Source organism: Rudaea sp. (assembly GCF_057139185.1).
Genome location: NZ_DBNHDN010000014.1, coordinates 14,484 through 31,784, shown reverse-complemented (window position 1 = coordinate 31,784; position 17,301 = coordinate 14,484). Strand labels below are relative to the sequence as shown.

The following is a 17,301-nucleotide window of genomic DNA, read 5'->3' as shown; positions in this document are numbered from 1 at the left end:
GCTCCAGACCGGCGCATCGGTGCGGTGGCATGTGCTTCAACTGCCGGAGTCCGGACCGCGCCTGAGCGCATTGCGCACTTCCTCAAGCGAATTCGGATCGTCCAGCGTGGACAGGTCGCCGGGATCGCGATCCTCGGCCAGCGCCTGCAACGAGCGGCGCAGCAGCTTGCCCGAGCGCGTCTTCGGCAGCGCGTTGACAATGTAGACACGCGCCGGCCTGGCCACGCCGCCAAGCATGTCGACCACGCGCTGCTGCATGCCGCCTGCCGCGTCATGCCTGTTCGCCGCATCGGCACTGGCCGATTTCAGCGTCGCGAACACGATCGGAACCTGGCCCTTGAGTTCGTCCCTGACCCCGATCACCGCGGCCTCGGCGACACTGGCATGGCTGGACACCGACTCCTCGATCTCGCGCGTGCCGAGCCGGTGGCCGGCGACGTTGATCACGTCGTCGGTGCGGCCGAGAATCCAGGTGTAGCCATCCTCGTCGCGGATCGCCCAGTCGAGCGAGGAATAGAGGAGCTCCTTGAAGTGGGAAAAATAGCTCTGCACGAAGCGCGCGTCGTCGTGCCAGATCGTCGTCATGCAGCCCGGCGGTAGCGGCGGCACTGCGACGAGCACGCCCTTCTCGTTCGGCGCGCAGTCGAGGCCGGTGGTCTCGTTGATCACGCGATAGCGGTAGCCGAAGTTCGGCAGGCCGGGCGAGCCGAACTTGATCGGCCGCAGGTCCAGTCCGGGATGCAGGCACAGCGCGGGCCAACCGGTTTCGGTTTGCCAGTAGTTGTCGATGACCGGTTTGCCGAGGCCTTCGGCAATCCACCTCGCGGTCGGTTCGTCGAGTGGTTCGCCGGCGAGGAAAAGATACCTGAGTGAAGACAGATCGTATTTTTTCAGGAACGCCGCATCGTGCTTCTTCAGTACGCGGATCGCCGTAGGCGAGGAGAACATCGTGCGCACGCGGTACTTCTCGCACAACTGCCACCAGATGCCCGCATCCGGGCTGATCGGCAATCCTTCGTAGAGCAGCGAGGTCGCGCCGGCGACCAGCGGACCGTAGATGTTGTAACTGTGTCCGACCGCCCAGCCCACATCGGAGGTCGAGAACATCGCCTGCCCGGGGGCGACGTCGAAGATCGTGCGCATCGACAGCGCGAGCGCGACGAGATGGCCGCCGACGTCACGCTGCACGCCTTTGGGTTTTCCCGTCGTGCCCGAGGTATAGAGAATGTAGCTCGGCTCGTTCGATTCGAGCCACGTAACCGGCACTTCCGCAGCTTCATGGTTTTTGCGCAGTTCGGCGTAATCGAGGTCGCGGCCGGAGACGCACGCCATGCCCTGATCGATGCCACGCGAGACGATCAACACATGCGACGGCGGGCTTTTCGCCTGCGCCAGCGCCGCGTCGACCAGTGGCTTGTAGGGAATCGCCTTGCCGCCGCGCATGCCCGCGTCGGCCATGATCAACAACTTCGGTTCGGCATCGTCGATGCGCACGGCAAGATTGTGCGAGGCGAAGCCGCCGAACACGACCGAGTGGATCGCGCCGAGCCGCGCGCAAGCGAGTACGGCGAACACCGTCTCGGCAATGTTCGGCATGTAGATGACGACGCGCTCACCCTTCTTCACGCCGAGCGAGGCGAGCACCGCCGCGAACACATTCACCTCACGATACAGCTCGCGATAGCTGATCTCGCGCGTGATCCCGGTTTCGGTCGATATCGCGACGAGCGCAAGCTGGTCGCCACGGGCGTCGAGATGCCGGTCGACCGCGTTGTAGCAGGCGTTGGTCTCGCCGCCGACGAACCATTTGCAAAAAGGCGGATTCGCGTATGCGAGCGTCTTTTGCGGAGGCTTGTGCCAATGAATCGACCGGGCCTGCTCGGCCCAGAATTCCTCGGGCCGTTCGATCGAAAGACGGTATTCGGATTCGTAGCTCATTGCCTGCGCCTCCAACCTCGAGTCCGCAATGTAACGGACCTCGCCCGAGCGAGCCATGCGACTTTAGGCTGAATGCCTGCTGCATGCGTCGCCGCGGCGGTAAACGTGCGTCGCCGTAGTTCGTTTCCATCGATGAAGCCCGTCACATCGGATATCGCCATGAAAACGATTCGCCGCATCTGCCTGATCGCACTCACCCTGACCGCCGCCACTGCCATCAATGGTTGCGTTTACTATCCGGTACGGCCCTATCGTGCCGAGTTCTACGCAGACGGCTACACGCCGTACTACACAGACTACTATGCCCGCCCCTACGTCGGTGCCGTCTGGATAGGCGGCTACTATCGTTACAACCATTGGGTGCGCCCGCACTGGCGCTGAACGCCGAGTCTGATGCGATTGCGGGTGGGACAGGTCCGGCCGGTCCCTCTCGCACACCATGGTGCGAAACAGCCATTCATTGCCCCTCTGCATTCCTCGCCAAAAAAAATGGGTTTCGACACTTGACATATTCAACCTTTCAGTTGAATATAAATTCATGTCCAGACTCGACCTCGCCTTCGCCGCCCTCGCCGACCCCACGCGTCGCCGCATCGTCGCGCGCCTCTCGCGCGGACGCACACGCGTGACCGATCTCGCCCTGCCGTTCGAAATGTCGCTGAACGCCGTGTCCAAGCACATCAAGGTGTTGGAGCGCTCCGGCATCGTGAAGCGCGAACGGCTCGGTCGCGAGCATTACCTGCAGTTGCACGGCTCGCCGTTGCGCGAAGTGGTGCAATGGGTGTCGCGCTACGAGCGTTTCTGGAACGAGAAACTCGACGCGCTCGAAGAATTTCTTGCCAACCAACCCGATGACGAGGAGCCATCTCCATGAAGACCGCAAAAAAAATCACCACGCTGCCGGGGCGCAATGCCAGAGTCATGGGACCGCACTCGGTCCGCGTGACGCGCACATACGATGCAAAGCCCGAAAAAATATTCCGTGCGTGGACCGATCCGACCAGCATCGGCGCATGGCTCGCGAATGGCGAATACTCGACTGCCGATGTGCGCGTCGGCGGCCTGTTCTACATTCAGATGCGCGCCCTTGAGAAGATCAACCCGCACTACGGCCGCTATCTGCGCATCGACAGCCCGCGCGCACTCGAATTCACCTGGGTCAGCGAATGGACCATGGGCAAGGAATCGGCCGTGCTGATCGAGCTCGCCGTGAAAAAAGGCGGGACCGAACTGACGCTGACGCACGACGGACTGCCGAACGAAATCCTTGCCGAGGCGCACAGCGCCGGGTGGAGCAGCTTCCTCGAAGAACTCAACTCGCGCCTGTAGTCCCGCGACAACCTGGGAGCACATCATGAAGAATCCGTTGATTTCCGCCCTCGCCGTGCTCGGTCTGCTGGGCGCAGGGGCCAGTCATGCCGTCGCGCCGGCATTGACGGCGATGCCGGCGCAGCTCGAAGCCCGTTTCGCGCTTAGCGCCCTGCCTCCGGCGCTGCGCGACCAAGCGACCGTCTACCTGCTCGATCCGGCGAAGGGCTATCACGTGTCCAGGCAAGGCTCAAGCGGCGTCGTCTGCCTCGTGGAGCGGACGCAGTGGCAGGACGCCGATTTCCGCGACGACGTGTTCGTCCCGCTGTGTTACGACGAAGCCGGCGCGAAGACCCACTTCAAGGTCGACATGGACGTGGCCGCGATGCGTGCGCAAGGCAGGAGCGCGGCCGCGGTTAAAGCCACGGTCGAAAAGCGCTATCGCGACAAGACTTACACGGCGCCGGCCAAGCCGGGCTTGTCATACATGATCATGCCGGTGTTCCGCGCGCCGGGACCGCCGGACATGAAGGTGCACACGATGTCGATGCCGCACCTGATGTTCTACGCGCCGGGCCTGAGCAACGAAGACATCGGCGCACGCCCCAACCTCGCCGATCACGCCAGTCTGCAGTGGCCGTTCATCGACAGGCAGGGCAATGCCGAGCACAGCTACATGATCCAGATGGTCGGCAAAGCCGAAAAGACGAAAATCATGGCCGACGAAAAGCCGCTGCTTGACGACCTGTGCGCGTGGCGCGCCGTGCTCTGCCTCACGCACGAGGAGCAGCACTGACTGCCATCATCCGACGGAGACGCATATGCGCAAGTTGATCGCTGCAATGAGGACTTCCGCCGACGGAAAGTTCGGCAATCCGGAGGGCTACGCCGACTGGGTGGATGCGTGGTCGGACGACTACGGCCTGACTCCGCACATCGGCGCCTGCCTGCTCGGCGGGCGCATGTATCCCGGCTACGAGCAGTACTGGACCGCGATACAGAACACCCCTGATCAGCCGCTGCCCATGACCGGCAAGCTGGTAGCCCCTGCCGAGGTCGAGTGGGCACGCTTCGCCGCCCGGACCCCCCACTACGTGCTGTCGAATACGCTCGCATCGGCCGCGTGGCCGCAGACGCGCTTCCTGCGCCATGTCGAGGAAATTGCCGCGCTCAAGCGGCAGCCCGGCAAGGACATCTATCTGATGGGCGGCGGCCAGATCGTGGCCAGCCTGATCGATGCGGGGCTCGTCGACGAACTGTGCCTGATCGTGCATCCGCTGATCGCGGGCGATGGGAGATCGTTGTTCACGATGACCGAACGCCGCCCGCTGGAATTGCGCAGCGCGCAGCCACTCCCGCAGGGGCGACTGAACCTGGTCTACGCAATCAACTGAGGCGACGACCGGGCCTGCTTTCGCGACGCGCGGAGCCGCATCAATCCTGCTTTCAAAACGACAAGGCCGCCCGTGCGGGCGGCCTTGCAACGTACGTCATTTCACGCGCGTTCGCGCGCGACGCATCACTTCTTGGCGAACAGATGCTCGACGCCGGCGCGCTCCTCGCGCAGTTCCTTGTCGGTCGCGTCCATGCGCGCGCGCGAGAAATCGTTGATCGCGAGACCCTGCACGATTGCGTACTTGCCGTTCTTGATCGTTACCGGATAGCCGTAGATCACGCCCGGCTTGATGCCGTAGCTGCCATCCGACGGAATGCCCATCGACACCCAATCGCCTTCCGCCGTGCCAAGCGCCCACGAGCGCATGTGATCGACCGCGGCCGACGCGGCCGAGGCCGCCGACGAGGCGCCGCGCGCCTTGATGATCGCCGCGCCGCGCTGCTGCACGGTCGGGATGAAATCCTTCTCGTACCAGGTCGCGTCGACCAGGCTGAGCGCGGCCTTGCCGTTCACCGTCGCGTGGTGCAGGTCCGGATACTGGGTCGAGGAATGATTGCCCCAGATCGTGACCTTCTTGATGTCGGTCGTATGCGCGCCGGTCTTCTCGGCGAGCTGCGACAGCGCACGGTTGTGATCGAGGCGCACCATCGCGGTGAACTGGCCCGGATCGAGATCGGGCGCGTTCTGCTGCGCGATCAGCGAGTTCGTGTTCGCCGGGTTGCCGACGACGAGCACCTTGACCGTGCGCTTGGCGTGGTCGTTGAGCGCCTTGCCCTGCGGGCCGAAGATCGCACCGTTCGCTTCGAGCAGATCCTTGCGCTCCATGCCCGGACCGCGCGGGCGCGCACCGACGAGCAGCGCGTAGTCGACGTCCTTGAACGCGACGCTGAGATCATCGGTCGCGACGATGCCGGCGAGCAGCGGGAACGCGCAGTCGTTGAGTTCCATGACCACGCCCTGCAGCGCCGGCAACGCGGGCGTGATTTCGAGCAGGTGCAGGATGACCGGCTGGTCCTTGCCGAGCATGTCGCCCGCGGCGATGCGGAACAGCAGTGCGTAACCGATCTGGCCGGCGGCGCCGGTGACGACAACACGGACGGGGGATTTCATGGTGAAAACTCCGAGGGGTTTGGTTAGTGACCTTCGGGACTCGGGGCTCGGCATTCGCGACTCGGAGAAACAAGAGCTTTGCGCTTTTGATCTTCCGAGTCCCGAATCCCGAACCCCGAACCCCGCTATTCTTCAACTCAGTTCGGCAAAAAACTCCTTGACCCGGCGCATGCCCTCATCGAGCTGCGCATCGGGGCAGGTATACGAAATGCGCAGTGCGCGCGGTTCGCCGAACGCCGAACCCGGCACACAGGCAACGCCCTTGGTCTCGAGCAGCACGTTGCACAGATCGACGTCGTTGCCGATGACGGTTGCGCCGTGCTTCCTGCCGAACGCGACCGAGATGTCCGGGAACACGTAGAACGCGCCCTGCGGCCGCGGGCACTTCACGCCCGGAATCGCATCCAGCACGGCGAGCACGCGGTCGCGCCTGGCGGCGAACTCCTGAACTTTGCGCAAGGGAATATCCTGCGGCCCCGACAGCGCCGCAACCGCCGCCGCGGAGACGACCTCGGGCACGTTGGTGATGTGATTCGAGTTCAACGTGACCAACGCCTGCGCGACCTTTTCCGGTGCGGCGATCAGGCCGACACGCCAGCCCGGCATGCCGTAGGTCTTGGAGATCGAATCGACGATGATCGTACGCTCGCGCAGTTCGGGCCGGACGTGCAGGAAGTTGTGGTAGCCAATGCCATCGAAGACAAGGCGGTTGTAGATGTCGTCGCAGATGATCCAGGTGTCCGGATGCGCGACGAGCACGTCGGCGAGCGCGGCGATTTCGCCCTTCGAGTAGACCATGCCGGTCGGGTTCGAGGGGTTGTTGAACAAAAACACCCTGGGCTTGCGCGCGAGTGCCTTGGCCAGTTGCTCGGGCTTGAGCTTGTAGTCCTGCTCAGGCGGGCACGGCAGCAGCAGCGTCTTCGCGCCGACGATGTCGGCGATGTCGACGTATGTGGTCCAGTACGGCGCCGCGAAGGCGATTTCATCACCCGGGTTCAACAGCGCCTCGGCCAGGTTGTACAACACCTGCTTCGCACCGATGCCGACAACCAGGTTTCTGCGCTCGTAACCGCTGAAGCCGCTGCCTTCGAGGTGCCTGAGGAACGCGTCGAGCAGCGCCTCGCTGCCGCGGTTGGAGCCGTACTGGCCGCTGTCGTGCGACAGCGCCTCGCGCGCCGCGGCGTAGACGTGCTCGCCGGGCAGAAAGTTCGGCACGCCGATCGAGAAGCTGATGATGTCCTTGCCCGCCGCCTTGAGCTGTTTCGCTTTCTCCGCAACGACCATGATGGCGCTGGGTTTGGCCCGACTCATGCGCTCGGCTAGCAAAGGCATTCCAGTCTCCTCGAAATGTGGAACGTGGCTTGCCAGCTTAGCATATTTGCTGCAGCGCAGCGCGCCATTCCCACACCCGCGCCAGCCGCCGCCGCGCACCCCGCGTGGCGACATCCGGGCGCACTCTTAAGCTTTTGCGAACAAGTGGATTTGCTACACTCGCCGCGCCCTGCCTGCGGCACGTTTCGGCAGAACCGCTGCTTCCGACCCTCAAGGAGATCGCATGCTGCACATCATCTGGTCCATCATCATCGGTTTCATCGTTGGCCTGCTCGCTCGCTGGTTCTATCCCGGCGCGATGCATCTCGGTTTCATCCTGACCGTGCTGCTCGGCATCGGCGGCTCGATCCTCGGCGGCCTGATCGGCAGCCTGTTCAAGAAACCCGCCGACGGTCAGATGTTCCATCCCGCCGGCTTCATCATGTCGATCATCGGCGCGGTCATCATCCTGTTCATCGTCAAGCAGCTCGGTTACATGTAACCGACGCGCTTCGCGCAAACAAAAAAAGGCCGCCGTTCGGCGGCCTTTTTTTTCTCGATTCCGTGTCAGCGCGATGCGAGCGTCTTGTTCCACTGCTCGAGCAGCGGCGCGACCTTCGGATTGGCGAACAACGCCGAAGTGTCGCCGACGATCGTGATCGACTCGATCTGGTCACCCTGCTTGATGCTGTCGACCACCTTCTGGTCGTCCGCGCTCAGCACTTCGCCGAACACCGTGTGCTTGCCGTCCAGCCACGGCGTGACCACGTGGGTGATGAAGAACTGCGAGCCGTTCGTGCCCGGGCCCGCGTTGGCCATCGACAGTACGCCCGGCTTGCTGTGCTTCAGGTGCGCAACGAACTCGTCGCCGAAGCGGTAGCCCGGACCGCCGCGACCCGAACCTTCCGGGCAACCACCCTGGATCATGAAGTCGGGAATCACGCGATGGAAGCTCAACCCGTCGTAGAACTTGTGCTGGGCGAGATTGACGAAGTTCGCCACCGTCACCGGCGTGTGTTCGGGCGTCAGACGGATGTGGATCGTGCCGCGCGAGGTCTTGATGTGGGCTTGCAGGTCTTGGGACATGAACGGACTTCCAATTGGGGTTTGTCAGTTTAGCCGATCGCGCCGTGCTGCGCCGCAGTATCCGCCCGAAATCGGGTATAATCGCGCCATCCCTTTCTCATTCAGCCTGCCGTTCCGGGCGGGCGGTTCGCGATGTCCATCGAAAACCTGCGCAATATCGCCATCGTCGCCCACGTCGACCATGGCAAGACCACGCTCGTCGACCAACTCCTGAAGCAGTCCGGCACACTTTCCGAGCGCACCGTGCTCGCCGAGCGCGTGATGGACTCGAACGACCAGGAAAAGGAACGCGGCATCACCATCCTGGCCAAGAACACCGCGATCACCTGGCAGGGCAACCGCATCAACATCGTCGACACGCCCGGACACGCCGACTTCGGCGGCGAGGTCGAACGCGTGCTGTCGATGGTCGACACCGTGCTGCTGCTCGTCGACGCGATGGACGGCCCGATGCCGCAGACGCGCTTCGTCACGCAGAAGGCGTTCCAGATGGGCTTCCGCCCGATCGTCGTGATCAACAAGGTCGACCGCCCCGGCGCGCGCCCGGACTGGGTGCTCAACCAGACCTTCGACCTGTTCGACCGCCTCGGCGCGACCAACGAACAGCTCGACTTCCCGGTGATCTACGCCTCGGGCCTGAACGGCTACGCCGGCCTCGACGAGAGCGTGCGCGAGGGCGACATGACCCCGCTGTACGAAGCGATCATGAAGCACGTGCCGAAACCGCCGGTCGATGCCGACGGCCCGTTCCAGATGCGCATTTCGCAGCTCGACTATTCCAGCTACGTCGGCCTCATCGGCATCGGCCGCATCCAGCGCGGCAAGGTGCGCACGAACATGCCGGTCACCGTGATCGACCGCGAGGGCAAGAAGCGCAACGCGAAGATTCTGCAGGTGCTCGGCTTCATGGGCCTGGAGCGCAAGGAAGTCAGCGAGGCCGAAGCCGGCGACATCATCGCGATCAACGGCATCGAAGGCCTCGGCATCTCCGACACGGTCTGCGCAACCGACGCGCCGGAACAACTGCCCGTGCTCACCGTCGACGAACCGACGATCAGCATGACCTTCCAGGTCAACAACTCGCCGTTCGCCGGGCAGAAGGAACACTCCGGCGGCAAGTTCCTCACCTCGCGCCAGCTGCGCGATCGCCTCACGCGCGAGACGCTGCACAACGTCGCGCTGCGTGTCGAGGACACGGAAGACCCGGACAAGTTCAAGGTTTCCGGCCGCGGCGAACTGCACCTGTCCGTGCTGATCGAGACGATGCGCCGCGAAGGCTATGAACTCGCCGTGTCGCGCCCCGAGGTCATCATCAAGGAAATCGACGGCGTGCTCAGCGAGCCGATCGAACAGCTCGTCGTCGACATGGAAGAGCAGTACCAGGGCGGAGTCATGGAGCGCCTCGGCCAGCGCCGCGGCCAGCTCAAGAACATGGAGCCCGACGGCAAGGGCCGCGTGCGCCTCGAATACCAGATCCCCGCGCGCGGGCTGATCGGCTTCCAGACCGAATTCCGCACCATTACCGCCGGCACCGGCCTGCTGTTCCACGTCTTCGACCACTACGGCGCGAAGGCCGAAGGCGCGATCGCCAAGCGCCCGAACGGCGTGATGATCTCGAACGGCCAAGGCCCCGCGCCCGCCTACGCGCTGGTCGGCCTGCAGGAACGCGGCCGCCTGCTCGTCGACGAAGGCACGGAAATCTACGAGGGCCAGCTCGTCGGCATCCACGCCAAGGACAACGACCTCACCGTCAACGCGCTGCGCGCCAAGCAGCTCACCAACATCCGCGCCGCGGGCAAGGACGACAATGTCCAGCTCACCCCGCCGATCCGCATGTCGCTGGAACAGGCGCTCGAGTTCATCGAGGACGACGAACTCGTCGAAGTCACACCGAAGGCAATCCGCCTGCGCAAGAAGCACCTGACCGAGAACGACCGCAAGCGCGCGTCGCGGCAGGCGGCTTGAACCAAGGAAAGCATCGCAGAACCCGCTCCTTTCCCTACAACAAGCAAGAAGGAGCGGGTTTCAACGAATGCACGAGTCTCAGGGCGTTCCGAAAACATTCGACCCCATCGTTCGAACGCGCTCTATTCACTGAAATAATCGCTGTCAATGCGAGGCAGCCTGATGGCTCGGCTTGCTACCCCGACTTCATGATCAATCATTAGTTGCGCAAGCCGATTTCCATCGACCAACACCATACGTTCCACTGATTTCGCGAACTCGAGCGCTTGAGGGGTGAAGCTGGACGTCGTGATGAACACACCTTTGTTAGCGCGCTGGCCCGCGAGCGCACCGAAAAATCCCTGCACTTCCGGTCGGCCTACGACACTCTGCCAGCGCTTGGCTTGCACATAGACCTTTTCCAATCCCAGTCGGTCTAGTGATATCACTCCGTCGATGCCGCCGTCACCCGAACCACCCACCCGTTGTACGTCTGCGCGGCTGGTCCCGTATCCCATGCGGTGAAGCACGTCGAGAACGATTGTTTCAAAATATCCAGGCGAAACCCTCGAGAGAAGGTCGAGAATCTCCGCAGTGACCGCGCCGCGAATTTCATCGAGGGCACTCTCCAATCGCTCCTCAGGTGACGCGATGGAAATCGCTTGCGTTTTCTCTTCCGCTGATATTGAAGAGTCGGCGCGAATCGTGTTCAACTCTTCCAAGCTACGATCAACAAAACTAGAAGCGATGGTTTCCGCTACATCATCCGGCAGTTTCACAGGATGATCGTTCACTAGTCTTTGACCCTTAGGGGTGATCTTCCATATTCCCCAGCTCGGGGACGACGACAGCCCTGCGCGCTTGAGACGATCATGCGCCCAACCCGCGCGATTCTTGTAGACCGGCTGTGCGCCGCTTCGCAACAGGATCTGCCTATCCTCCTCAGTCAATCCCAGCGTCTTGGCCGCGGCTTCGTGTGCGTCAGCAGCGGCTACGCCGTCCGGATGAGCCGCCAAATACCGCAAGATTGGTTCGATAAATCTATTAAAGGTCGGAAAACCCATTGTTACGCTCCCATTCCCAATCTTGGGTAATACTAGGCGAAGCGTAACGGAATCCGGCGTTATCGGTGAAGTCCACCCAGGCCATTCTGCATGTCCGTGACACGTCAGAACTTCACATAGAATCCAAACATGAAAAGCCCCACCTGTTGCTGGTTCGGATTTTCGATTGCATTCGCGGCACTGGCGCCGCCATTGGGCAATTTTAACGCTTCCGCGGCCCCAAGCGATCCCGCGGCAGAGGAAATCCCGGTTGTACAACTGGAGCAACGGCTTGAAAGCAGAGAACTGACTTCGCATGCCCTGGTGCAACACTACCTCAACCGCATCGCCGCGATCGACAAGTCCGGCCCCGCGATCAATGCAGTGATCGAACTCAATCCCGACGCGCTCGCGATCGCCGACCGGCTCGACGCGATGCGCAAAAAGGGAAAAGTGTACTCTCCGCTGCACGGCATCCCGCTGCTGATCAAGGACAACATCGACACGGCCGACAGGATGCATACGACGGCCGGCTCGCTCGCGCTGGCCGATTCGATCGCGCCGCGCGATGCAACGATCGTGGCGAAGCTGCGCGCCGCGGGCGCGGTGATCCTCGGCAAGACGAACCTGTCGGAATGGGCGAATTTCCGTTCGTCGCACGCGACCAGCGGCTGGAGCGGGCGCGGCGGGCTGACGAAAAACCCCTACGCGCTCGATCGCAATGCCTGCGGTTCGAGTTCGGGCACGGGCGCGGGCATCGCCGCAGGTCTCGCCGTGGCCGGCATCGGCACCGAGACCGACGGCTCGATCGTCTGCCCCGCGTCGATAAACGGGCTGGTCGGGATCAAGCCGACGCTCGGCCTCGTCAGTCGCGCCGGCATCGTGCCGATCGCGCACAGCCAGGACACGGCCGGGCCGATGACGCGCAGCGTTGCCGACGCGGCCGCGTTGCTCAGCGTGATCGCCGGCAGCGATCCGCGCGATGCGGCGACCAAAGATGCCGACAAGCATCGCGCGGACTACGCGAAATTTCTCGACGCCAGGAGCCTGCGCGGCGCGCGCATCGGCGTCGTGCGCAAGCTGGCCGGTGTCGGCCCCGATACCGAGCGCGTATTCGATACCGGCATCGCGGCGTTGAAGGCGGCCGGCGCGGTCATCGTCGATCCGGTTGAGCTGCCGAATCAGGGCAAGTACGACGACGAGGAAAGCCTCGTGCTGCAATACGAATTCAAGACCGACCTCGCCGCCTATCTCGCCACGCTCGCGCCGACCGTGAAGATGCGCAGCCTCGCCGACCTGATCGAGTTCGACAAGGCGCATGCCGAGCGCGAAATGCACTGGTTCGGCCAGGAGACGTTCGAGCAGTCGCAGGCGCGCGGCGGTCTCGACGAAAAAGCATACAAGGACGCGCTGGCCGAATCGAAACGCCTCGCCGGCGCCGAAGGTATCGATGCGGCGTTGGCCAAGGACAAACTCGACGCGCTGATCGCGCCGACCGGCGGCCCGGCCTGGGTCACCGATCTGGTCAACGGCGATCACTTCACCGGCGGCAGTTCGACACCTGCCGCAGTGGCCGGCTATCCCGCGATTACCGTGCCGATGGGTTTCGTGCACGCGCTTCCGGTCGGCATCACCTTCTTCGGCGCCGCGTGGAGCGAGGGCAAGCTGATCGGCTATGCCTACGCGTTCGAGCAGGCAACGCGGGCGCGCAGGCCGCCGCGGTTTCTCGCGCACGCCGAGGATTCGAACTGAATGCTCTGGAAACACTGCTCGCAGGCAACTCGCATAAAGAAATTTTTCGTTGACACGCTCTCTTGCCGCGCCTACCCTTCGCCCCGCTTCGGACCACCCGCAGCATTTTCCAGTTATCCACGGACTTCAATGGACAGCTATCCGAGTACCAACGCAGCACCGGGCCTTCACGGGCCATGGACTGCCTTGGCAATGCAAACCCTGCCGCTCCGCGCGGATACGGGCCGTCTCGCGATCTAGCCGATAGCTGGTCGTGATTCACCCGTTCCGTGGCGGAATCGAGGTGAATCATGAAAATGCAGTTCCTGCTTTCCCTGCTCCCGCGCGACCGCCGTTTCGGCGTGCGTGACGCCTATTGCGCGACCTCGCGCGCCCTGCCCCACGTTGCCGCGAACGAAGCATCGTTCGCGCGCAAGAAGCCGATTTGCCGATGGCGGCGCGATCCGGCCGGCGGCAAGCTCCTGGCGCGCTGGACGACACGCGAATGAAACCTAACCTGCCCATGCTGCGCGTTCGCACAGCGAGCGCGCAGCATGGGCTGCATCACCGGCACGTCGCCAAGGGAAGACACCGTGAATCTCCAATCCATCATCACTGCCGTTGCGGCAATTCTGATCCTCGGCGCAATAACGACTCCGCTTCGTGCAAGTGATGCGCCCGCGGAGTTTGTGCCGCAGTTGCTCGGCGCGCAGTACACGTTCATCGACCAGCATCAGGATGCGCTGCGCTCGCCCTATTCCGGTCCGCTCAGCCTGCGCGCACGCGGCGACACGGAGCGCTCGCACACTTTCGGCGCCTACTTCGGCGTGGCATTGCCATGGCACTTCCAGTTCTACCTCGATGCAGAAATGTTCAAGGGCGCCGGCGTCAGCAATGCCACCGGCATGGCCGGGTTGACCAACGGCGACGTGATCCGCTCCGGCACCGCGGATCTCGGCAAACGGCCGTACATCGCGCGCCGCGTACTGCGCTATGCGCTGCCGCTCGGCGAAGAAACCGATACCGTCGAAGCCGCACAGGATCAGCTCGCGGGCAAGGAATATGCGCGCCGGTTCGAGGTGAAACTCGGCAAGTTCGCGGTCAGCGACGACTTCGACAAGAATCGCTACGCAAATTCGACGCGAACGCAATTCATGAACTGGGCCTTGTTCAACAACGCCGCCTGGGATTTTGCGGCGGATACGCGCGGCTACACCGGCGGTGCGATGCTCGCCCTCGTGCAGCCAGCGTGGACGCTGCGTTACGGCATCTACGAAATGCCGCGCGAGGCGAATGGACAGGCGTTGGAATGGCCGCTTTCCTGCGCTCGCGGCGAACAAGTCGAGCTGACCTGGCAGCCGGAAAAGGATGGCTACGCGGTGCGCCTGCTCGCATTCCGCAACATCGCGCGCATGGGCGTGTATCGCGATGCAATCGCCATCGCCAAGGAGACCAACAGCGCGCCCGACATCCGCGCCGACGATCGCGACGGCAGGCGCAAGCACGGCTACGCGGTCAACGCGGAACTACCGCTCACCGATGACGGCGAAACCGGGCTGTTCGCGCGCATCGGTTGGAACGACGGCCGCACGGAATCGTTCGCCTTCACCGAGGCCGACCGTGCGGTCAGCGTCGGCGGCCAGCTGTCAGGTGCGCACTGGGGTCGCCCGCAGGATCGCCTCGCTCTCGCGATCGCGGTGAACGGCATCTCGCACGGCCATCGCGACTATCTTGCGCTCGGCGGCAACGGCTTTCTGATCGGCGACGGTCGGCTCGACTACGGCCGCGAACAGATTGCCGAGATTTACTATGCGGCGCAACTCGTGCCGCACCTGACGATCAGCCCGGATTTCCAGTTCGCCCGCAATCCGGGCTACAACCGCGATCGCGGACCGGCGCGTTTCTTCGGCTTGCGCGTGCACGCGGAGCTCTGAGAACGGAAAGCACGCGCCTCAGGTCTTGCCGCCGCGCTTGCGTACGATCAGCATCGCGATCTCCAGCGACTGCTCGTAGTTGAGCCGCGGATCGACCGTCGACTTGTACGCGCGCGCGAGATCGGTTTCGGTCAGATCGCGCGCGCCGCCGAGGCATTCGGTGACGTTTTCGCCGGTCAACTCCAGGTGCACCCCGCCGAGACGCGTGCCGCAGGCGGCGTGGATGTCGAACGCGTGATCGAGTTCGGCGCGGATGTTCTCGAAGCGCCGCGTCTTCACGCCGGAAGGCAGCGTCTCGCCGTTGCCGTGCATGGGATCGCAGCACCACAGCACGCGCCTGCCTTCGGCCTTGACCGCGTTCAGATGCTGCGGCAATTCGGCCTCGACCTTGGCTGCGCCCATGCGCGTGATCAAGGTCAACCGGCCGGGCTCGTTGTCCGGGTTGAGCGCATCGATCGTGCGCAGCAGCTGGTCCGGCTTCACTCCGGGGCCAAGCTTGAGACCCATCGGATTCTGGATGCCGCGGCAGTACTCGACATGCGCGCCATCGAGTTGCGCAGTGCGCATGCCGATCCACGGAAAATGCGTGGACAGGTTGAACCAGCCCGGATTGCGCGGCACCTTGCGCGTCACCGCGCCTTCGTAGTTGAGCAGCAGCGCTTCGTGCGAAGTATAGAAATCCACTTTTTGATAGGCGGGCGATTCACCCGCCAGCGTTTCCATGAAGCGCACCGCCTCGCCGATCGACTCGACCATGCGCCGGTATTCGTCCTGCAGCGGCGAATGCCTGACCCATTCCAGATCCCAGTATTCGGGATGGTGCAGGTCGGCGAAACCGCCGTCGATCAGCGCGCGCACGAAATTCATCGTCAGCGCCGAGCGCGAATGCGCCTCGATCAGGCGCTGCGGCTCGGGTTCGCGCGCGGCCGCGGTGAATTCGGGCGCGTTGACGATGTCGCCGCGATAGCAGGGCAAGGTCACGCCGTTGCGCGTCTCGGTGTCGGCCGAGCGCGGCTTGGCGTACTGTCCGGCGAAGCGGCCGACGCGCACGACCGGCAGCTTGAGGCCGTGCACGAGGACGAGGCTCATCTGCAGCAGCACCTTGAGCCGGTTGGAGATGATCGGCGAGGTGCAGTCGGCGAAGCTCTCGGCGCAATCGCCGCCCTGCAGGAGAAAACAGCGCCCTTCCTGCGCCTCGGCAAGCTTGTGCTTGAGCGCGAGCACTTCCCACGAAGTGACCAGCGGCGGCAGTTCGCGCAATTGCTCGACGGCGCCGTTCAGCGCCGCGGGGTCGGCATATACAGGCTGCTGCACGGCCGCGCGTGAGTGCCATGACGTCGGCGACCATGCCTGGGGCGCGTTGTGCATCGATGCTGCTTGCGAGGGTGTGGTCATGCTGCGGCTACCGGCAATGGATTCCGCCATGATGCCAGATCGCCTGCCGGAACTTCAGCGTCTGCGAAAACCCGCCCAGAGCGCCCCGGCGCCGAGCCCGGCAAACGAAACGAGCGTCCAGAACGGCATCGACAGGCCGAGGAGGGTCCAGTTGACCTCGGCGCAGTCGGCGTGGCCGGTGAACGCGGCCTGGACTGTCTTGCTCCATGCGTAGCGCACCGAAAAATTCTCCACCCAGTAGTTCCAGCCAGGAGTACAACCCGCCAGCGGATTGGGCGGCTGATGCTGAACCCAGACATGATAGGCGGCGATGCCGATGCCGGCGCAAGCTCCGAGCAGCACCAGCAATGCATATCCGCGCCTTCCCTTGGGTTTAGGGTTGTGCAATGCGCCGACCAGGAAGAACACGCCAATCGCGATCACCGCGATGCGCTGGAATATGCATAGCGGGCACGGTTCGATGCCGAGATCGAACTGTACGTAATAGGCGTAGCCGAGCAACGCCGCGCAAACCAGGAATCCGGTGAAACACTGGGCGCGGTACGACCAGGCGAATGGGTTGAGCATGCTTGCCTCCGAAACGACGCCCCTAAAGACCATGGGCATCGCGCGATGTTCCCGGAAAACGAAAAGCCCCGGCGCGTGCGTCGGGGCTTTTCGGATAGCCGATGCGTTGCTGCGCTTACTCTTCGGACGCTGCCGCTTCGCTGCGCGGGCGATCGACCAGTTCGATGTAGGCCATCGGCGCATTGTCGCCGACGCGGTTGCCGCACTTGAGGATGCGCGTGTAGCCGCCCTTGCGCTCGCGGTAGCGCGGGCCGAGTTCGACGAACAACTTGCCGACCGCGACCTTGTCGCGCAGACGCGCGAAGGCGAGGCGGCGGTTGGCGACGCTGTCGACCTTGGCCAGCGTGATCAGCGGCTCGGCGACGCGGCGCAATTCCTTGGCCTTCGGCAGCGTGGTCTTGATCAGCTCGTGCTTGATGATCGAAGCCGCCATGTTCTTGAACATCGCTTCGCGGTGCGAGCTGGTGCGGTTGAGCTTGCGGCCCGACTTCATGTGACGCATAAATAATTCCCAGTTCGTGCAACTTTATAATTGTGG

The 17,301-nt window shown here is 63.5% G+C and carries 18 protein-coding genes; 10 read left to right on the top strand and 8 right to left on the bottom strand.

The features are described from left to right. Positions 1-36: 36 nt before the first annotated feature. On the bottom strand, positions 37-1,995 hold the full coding sequence (gene prpE, locus AC16HO_RS05450; RefSeq protein WP_395642994.1) for a propionate--CoA ligase: 1,959 nt from the start codon (positions 1,993-1,995) through the stop codon (positions 37-39). 102 nt (positions 1,996-2,097) lie between these two features. Between prpE and AC16HO_RS05445 the strand changes: the two genes are divergently transcribed. The 5 genes from AC16HO_RS05445 to AC16HO_RS05425 all read left to right on the top strand — a co-directional run bounded on the left by AC16HO_RS05445 (position 2,098) and on the right by AC16HO_RS05425 (position 4,640). Continuing rightward, on the top strand, positions 2,098-2,319 hold the full coding sequence (locus AC16HO_RS05445) for a hypothetical protein (RefSeq protein WP_395642995.1): 222 nt from the start codon (positions 2,098-2,100) through the stop codon (positions 2,317-2,319). 157 nt (positions 2,320-2,476) lie between these two features. Further along, positions 2,477-2,812 carry an ArsR/SmtB family transcription factor gene (locus AC16HO_RS05440; RefSeq protein WP_395642996.1) on the top strand — a complete coding sequence of 112 codons (336 nt, stop codon included), beginning with the start codon at positions 2,477-2,479 and terminating at the stop codon, positions 2,810-2,812. Continuing rightward, on the top strand, positions 2,809-3,267 hold the full coding sequence (locus tag AC16HO_RS05435) for an SRPBCC family protein (RefSeq protein WP_395642997.1): 459 nt from the start codon (positions 2,809-2,811) through the stop codon (positions 3,265-3,267). The genes AC16HO_RS05440 and AC16HO_RS05435 overlap by 4 nt, the downstream gene beginning before the upstream one ends. Before the next feature lie 25 nt (positions 3,268-3,292). Continuing rightward, the gene (locus AC16HO_RS05430) at positions 3,293-4,042 is read left to right on the top strand and encodes a hypothetical protein (RefSeq protein ID WP_395642998.1); all 750 of its coding nucleotides are present in this window, start codon (positions 3,293-3,295) and stop codon (positions 4,040-4,042) included. Between the two features lie 25 nt (positions 4,043-4,067). Then, the gene (locus AC16HO_RS05425) at positions 4,068-4,640 is read left to right on the top strand and encodes a dihydrofolate reductase family protein (RefSeq protein WP_395642999.1); all 573 of its coding nucleotides are present in this window, start codon (positions 4,068-4,070) and stop codon (positions 4,638-4,640) included. 125 nt (positions 4,641-4,765) lie between these two features. On the opposite strand, the gene AC16HO_RS05420 is transcribed toward AC16HO_RS05425, so the two are convergent. Both AC16HO_RS05420 and AC16HO_RS05415 read right to left on the bottom strand, forming a co-directional pair. Beyond that, positions 4,766-5,752 (bottom strand): malate dehydrogenase, encoded by a 987-nt coding sequence (locus AC16HO_RS05420; RefSeq protein ID WP_395643000.1) that lies wholly within the window; start codon positions 5,750-5,752, stop codon positions 4,766-4,768. Between the two features lie 132 nt (positions 5,753-5,884). Further along, the gene (locus AC16HO_RS05415; protein ID WP_395643001.1) at positions 5,885-7,084 is read right to left on the bottom strand and encodes a pyridoxal phosphate-dependent aminotransferase; all 1,200 of its coding nucleotides are present in this window, start codon (positions 7,082-7,084) and stop codon (positions 5,885-5,887) included. A gap of 223 nt (positions 7,085-7,307) precedes the next feature. Here AC16HO_RS05415 and AC16HO_RS05410 point away from each other — a divergent pair, with 223 nt between their 5' ends. Further along, positions 7,308-7,565, top strand: a complete 258-nt coding sequence (locus tag AC16HO_RS05410) for a GlsB/YeaQ/YmgE family stress response membrane protein (RefSeq protein ID WP_395643002.1) — start codon at positions 7,308-7,310, stop codon at positions 7,563-7,565. A 65-nt stretch (positions 7,566-7,630) separates the two neighbouring features. Here the strand turns inward: AC16HO_RS05410 and AC16HO_RS05405 are convergent, their stop codons facing one another. Continuing rightward, positions 7,631-8,149 (bottom strand): peptidylprolyl isomerase, encoded by a 519-nt coding sequence (locus AC16HO_RS05405; protein ID WP_395643003.1) that lies wholly within the window; start codon positions 8,147-8,149, stop codon positions 7,631-7,633. A gap of 132 nt (positions 8,150-8,281) precedes the next feature. Here AC16HO_RS05405 and typA point away from each other — a divergent pair, with 132 nt between their 5' ends. Continuing rightward, complete coding sequence (gene typA, locus AC16HO_RS05400) at positions 8,282-10,114, top strand: translational GTPase TypA (RefSeq protein WP_395643004.1); 1,833 nt, start codon at positions 8,282-8,284, stop codon at positions 10,112-10,114. A gap of 122 nt (positions 10,115-10,236) precedes the next feature. On the opposite strand, the gene AC16HO_RS05395 is transcribed toward typA, so the two are convergent. Beyond that, on the bottom strand, positions 10,237-11,157 hold the full coding sequence (locus AC16HO_RS05395) for a restriction endonuclease (protein WP_395643005.1): 921 nt from the start codon (positions 11,155-11,157) through the stop codon (positions 10,237-10,239). 129 nt (positions 11,158-11,286) lie between these two features. Between AC16HO_RS05395 and AC16HO_RS05390 the strand changes: the two genes are divergently transcribed. The 3 genes from AC16HO_RS05390 (at position 11,287) to AC16HO_RS05380 (ending at position 14,801) form a co-directional block, all read left to right on the top strand. Continuing rightward, the gene (locus AC16HO_RS05390) at positions 11,287-12,888 is read left to right on the top strand and encodes an amidase (RefSeq protein WP_395643006.1); all 1,602 of its coding nucleotides are present in this window, start codon (positions 11,287-11,289) and stop codon (positions 12,886-12,888) included. 290 nt (positions 12,889-13,178) lie between these two features. Continuing rightward, on the top strand, positions 13,179-13,376 hold the full coding sequence (locus tag AC16HO_RS05385; RefSeq protein ID WP_395643007.1) for a hypothetical protein: 198 nt from the start codon (positions 13,179-13,181) through the stop codon (positions 13,374-13,376). 84 nt (positions 13,377-13,460) lie between these two features. Further along, on the top strand, positions 13,461-14,801 hold the full coding sequence (locus AC16HO_RS05380; RefSeq protein WP_395643008.1) for a carbohydrate porin: 1,341 nt from the start codon (positions 13,461-13,463) through the stop codon (positions 14,799-14,801). Positions 14,802-14,819: 18 nt separating this feature from the next. Here the strand turns inward: AC16HO_RS05380 and AC16HO_RS05375 are convergent, their stop codons facing one another. From AC16HO_RS05375 to rplQ, 3 genes are all read right to left on the bottom strand, one after another. Next, complete coding sequence (locus AC16HO_RS05375; RefSeq protein WP_395643009.1) at positions 14,820-16,196, bottom strand: class II 3-deoxy-7-phosphoheptulonate synthase; 1,377 nt, start codon at positions 16,194-16,196, stop codon at positions 14,820-14,822. 54 nt (positions 16,197-16,250) lie between these two features. Further along, the gene (locus tag AC16HO_RS05370) at positions 16,251-16,763 is read right to left on the bottom strand and encodes a disulfide bond formation protein B (RefSeq protein ID WP_395643010.1); all 513 of its coding nucleotides are present in this window, start codon (positions 16,761-16,763) and stop codon (positions 16,251-16,253) included. 115 nt (positions 16,764-16,878) lie between these two features. Beyond that, positions 16,879-17,265, bottom strand: coding sequence for a 50S ribosomal protein L17 (gene rplQ, locus AC16HO_RS05365; RefSeq protein ID WP_395643011.1), 387 nt, complete (start codon positions 17,263-17,265; stop codon positions 16,879-16,881). Positions 17,266-17,301: the final 36 nt, after the last annotated feature.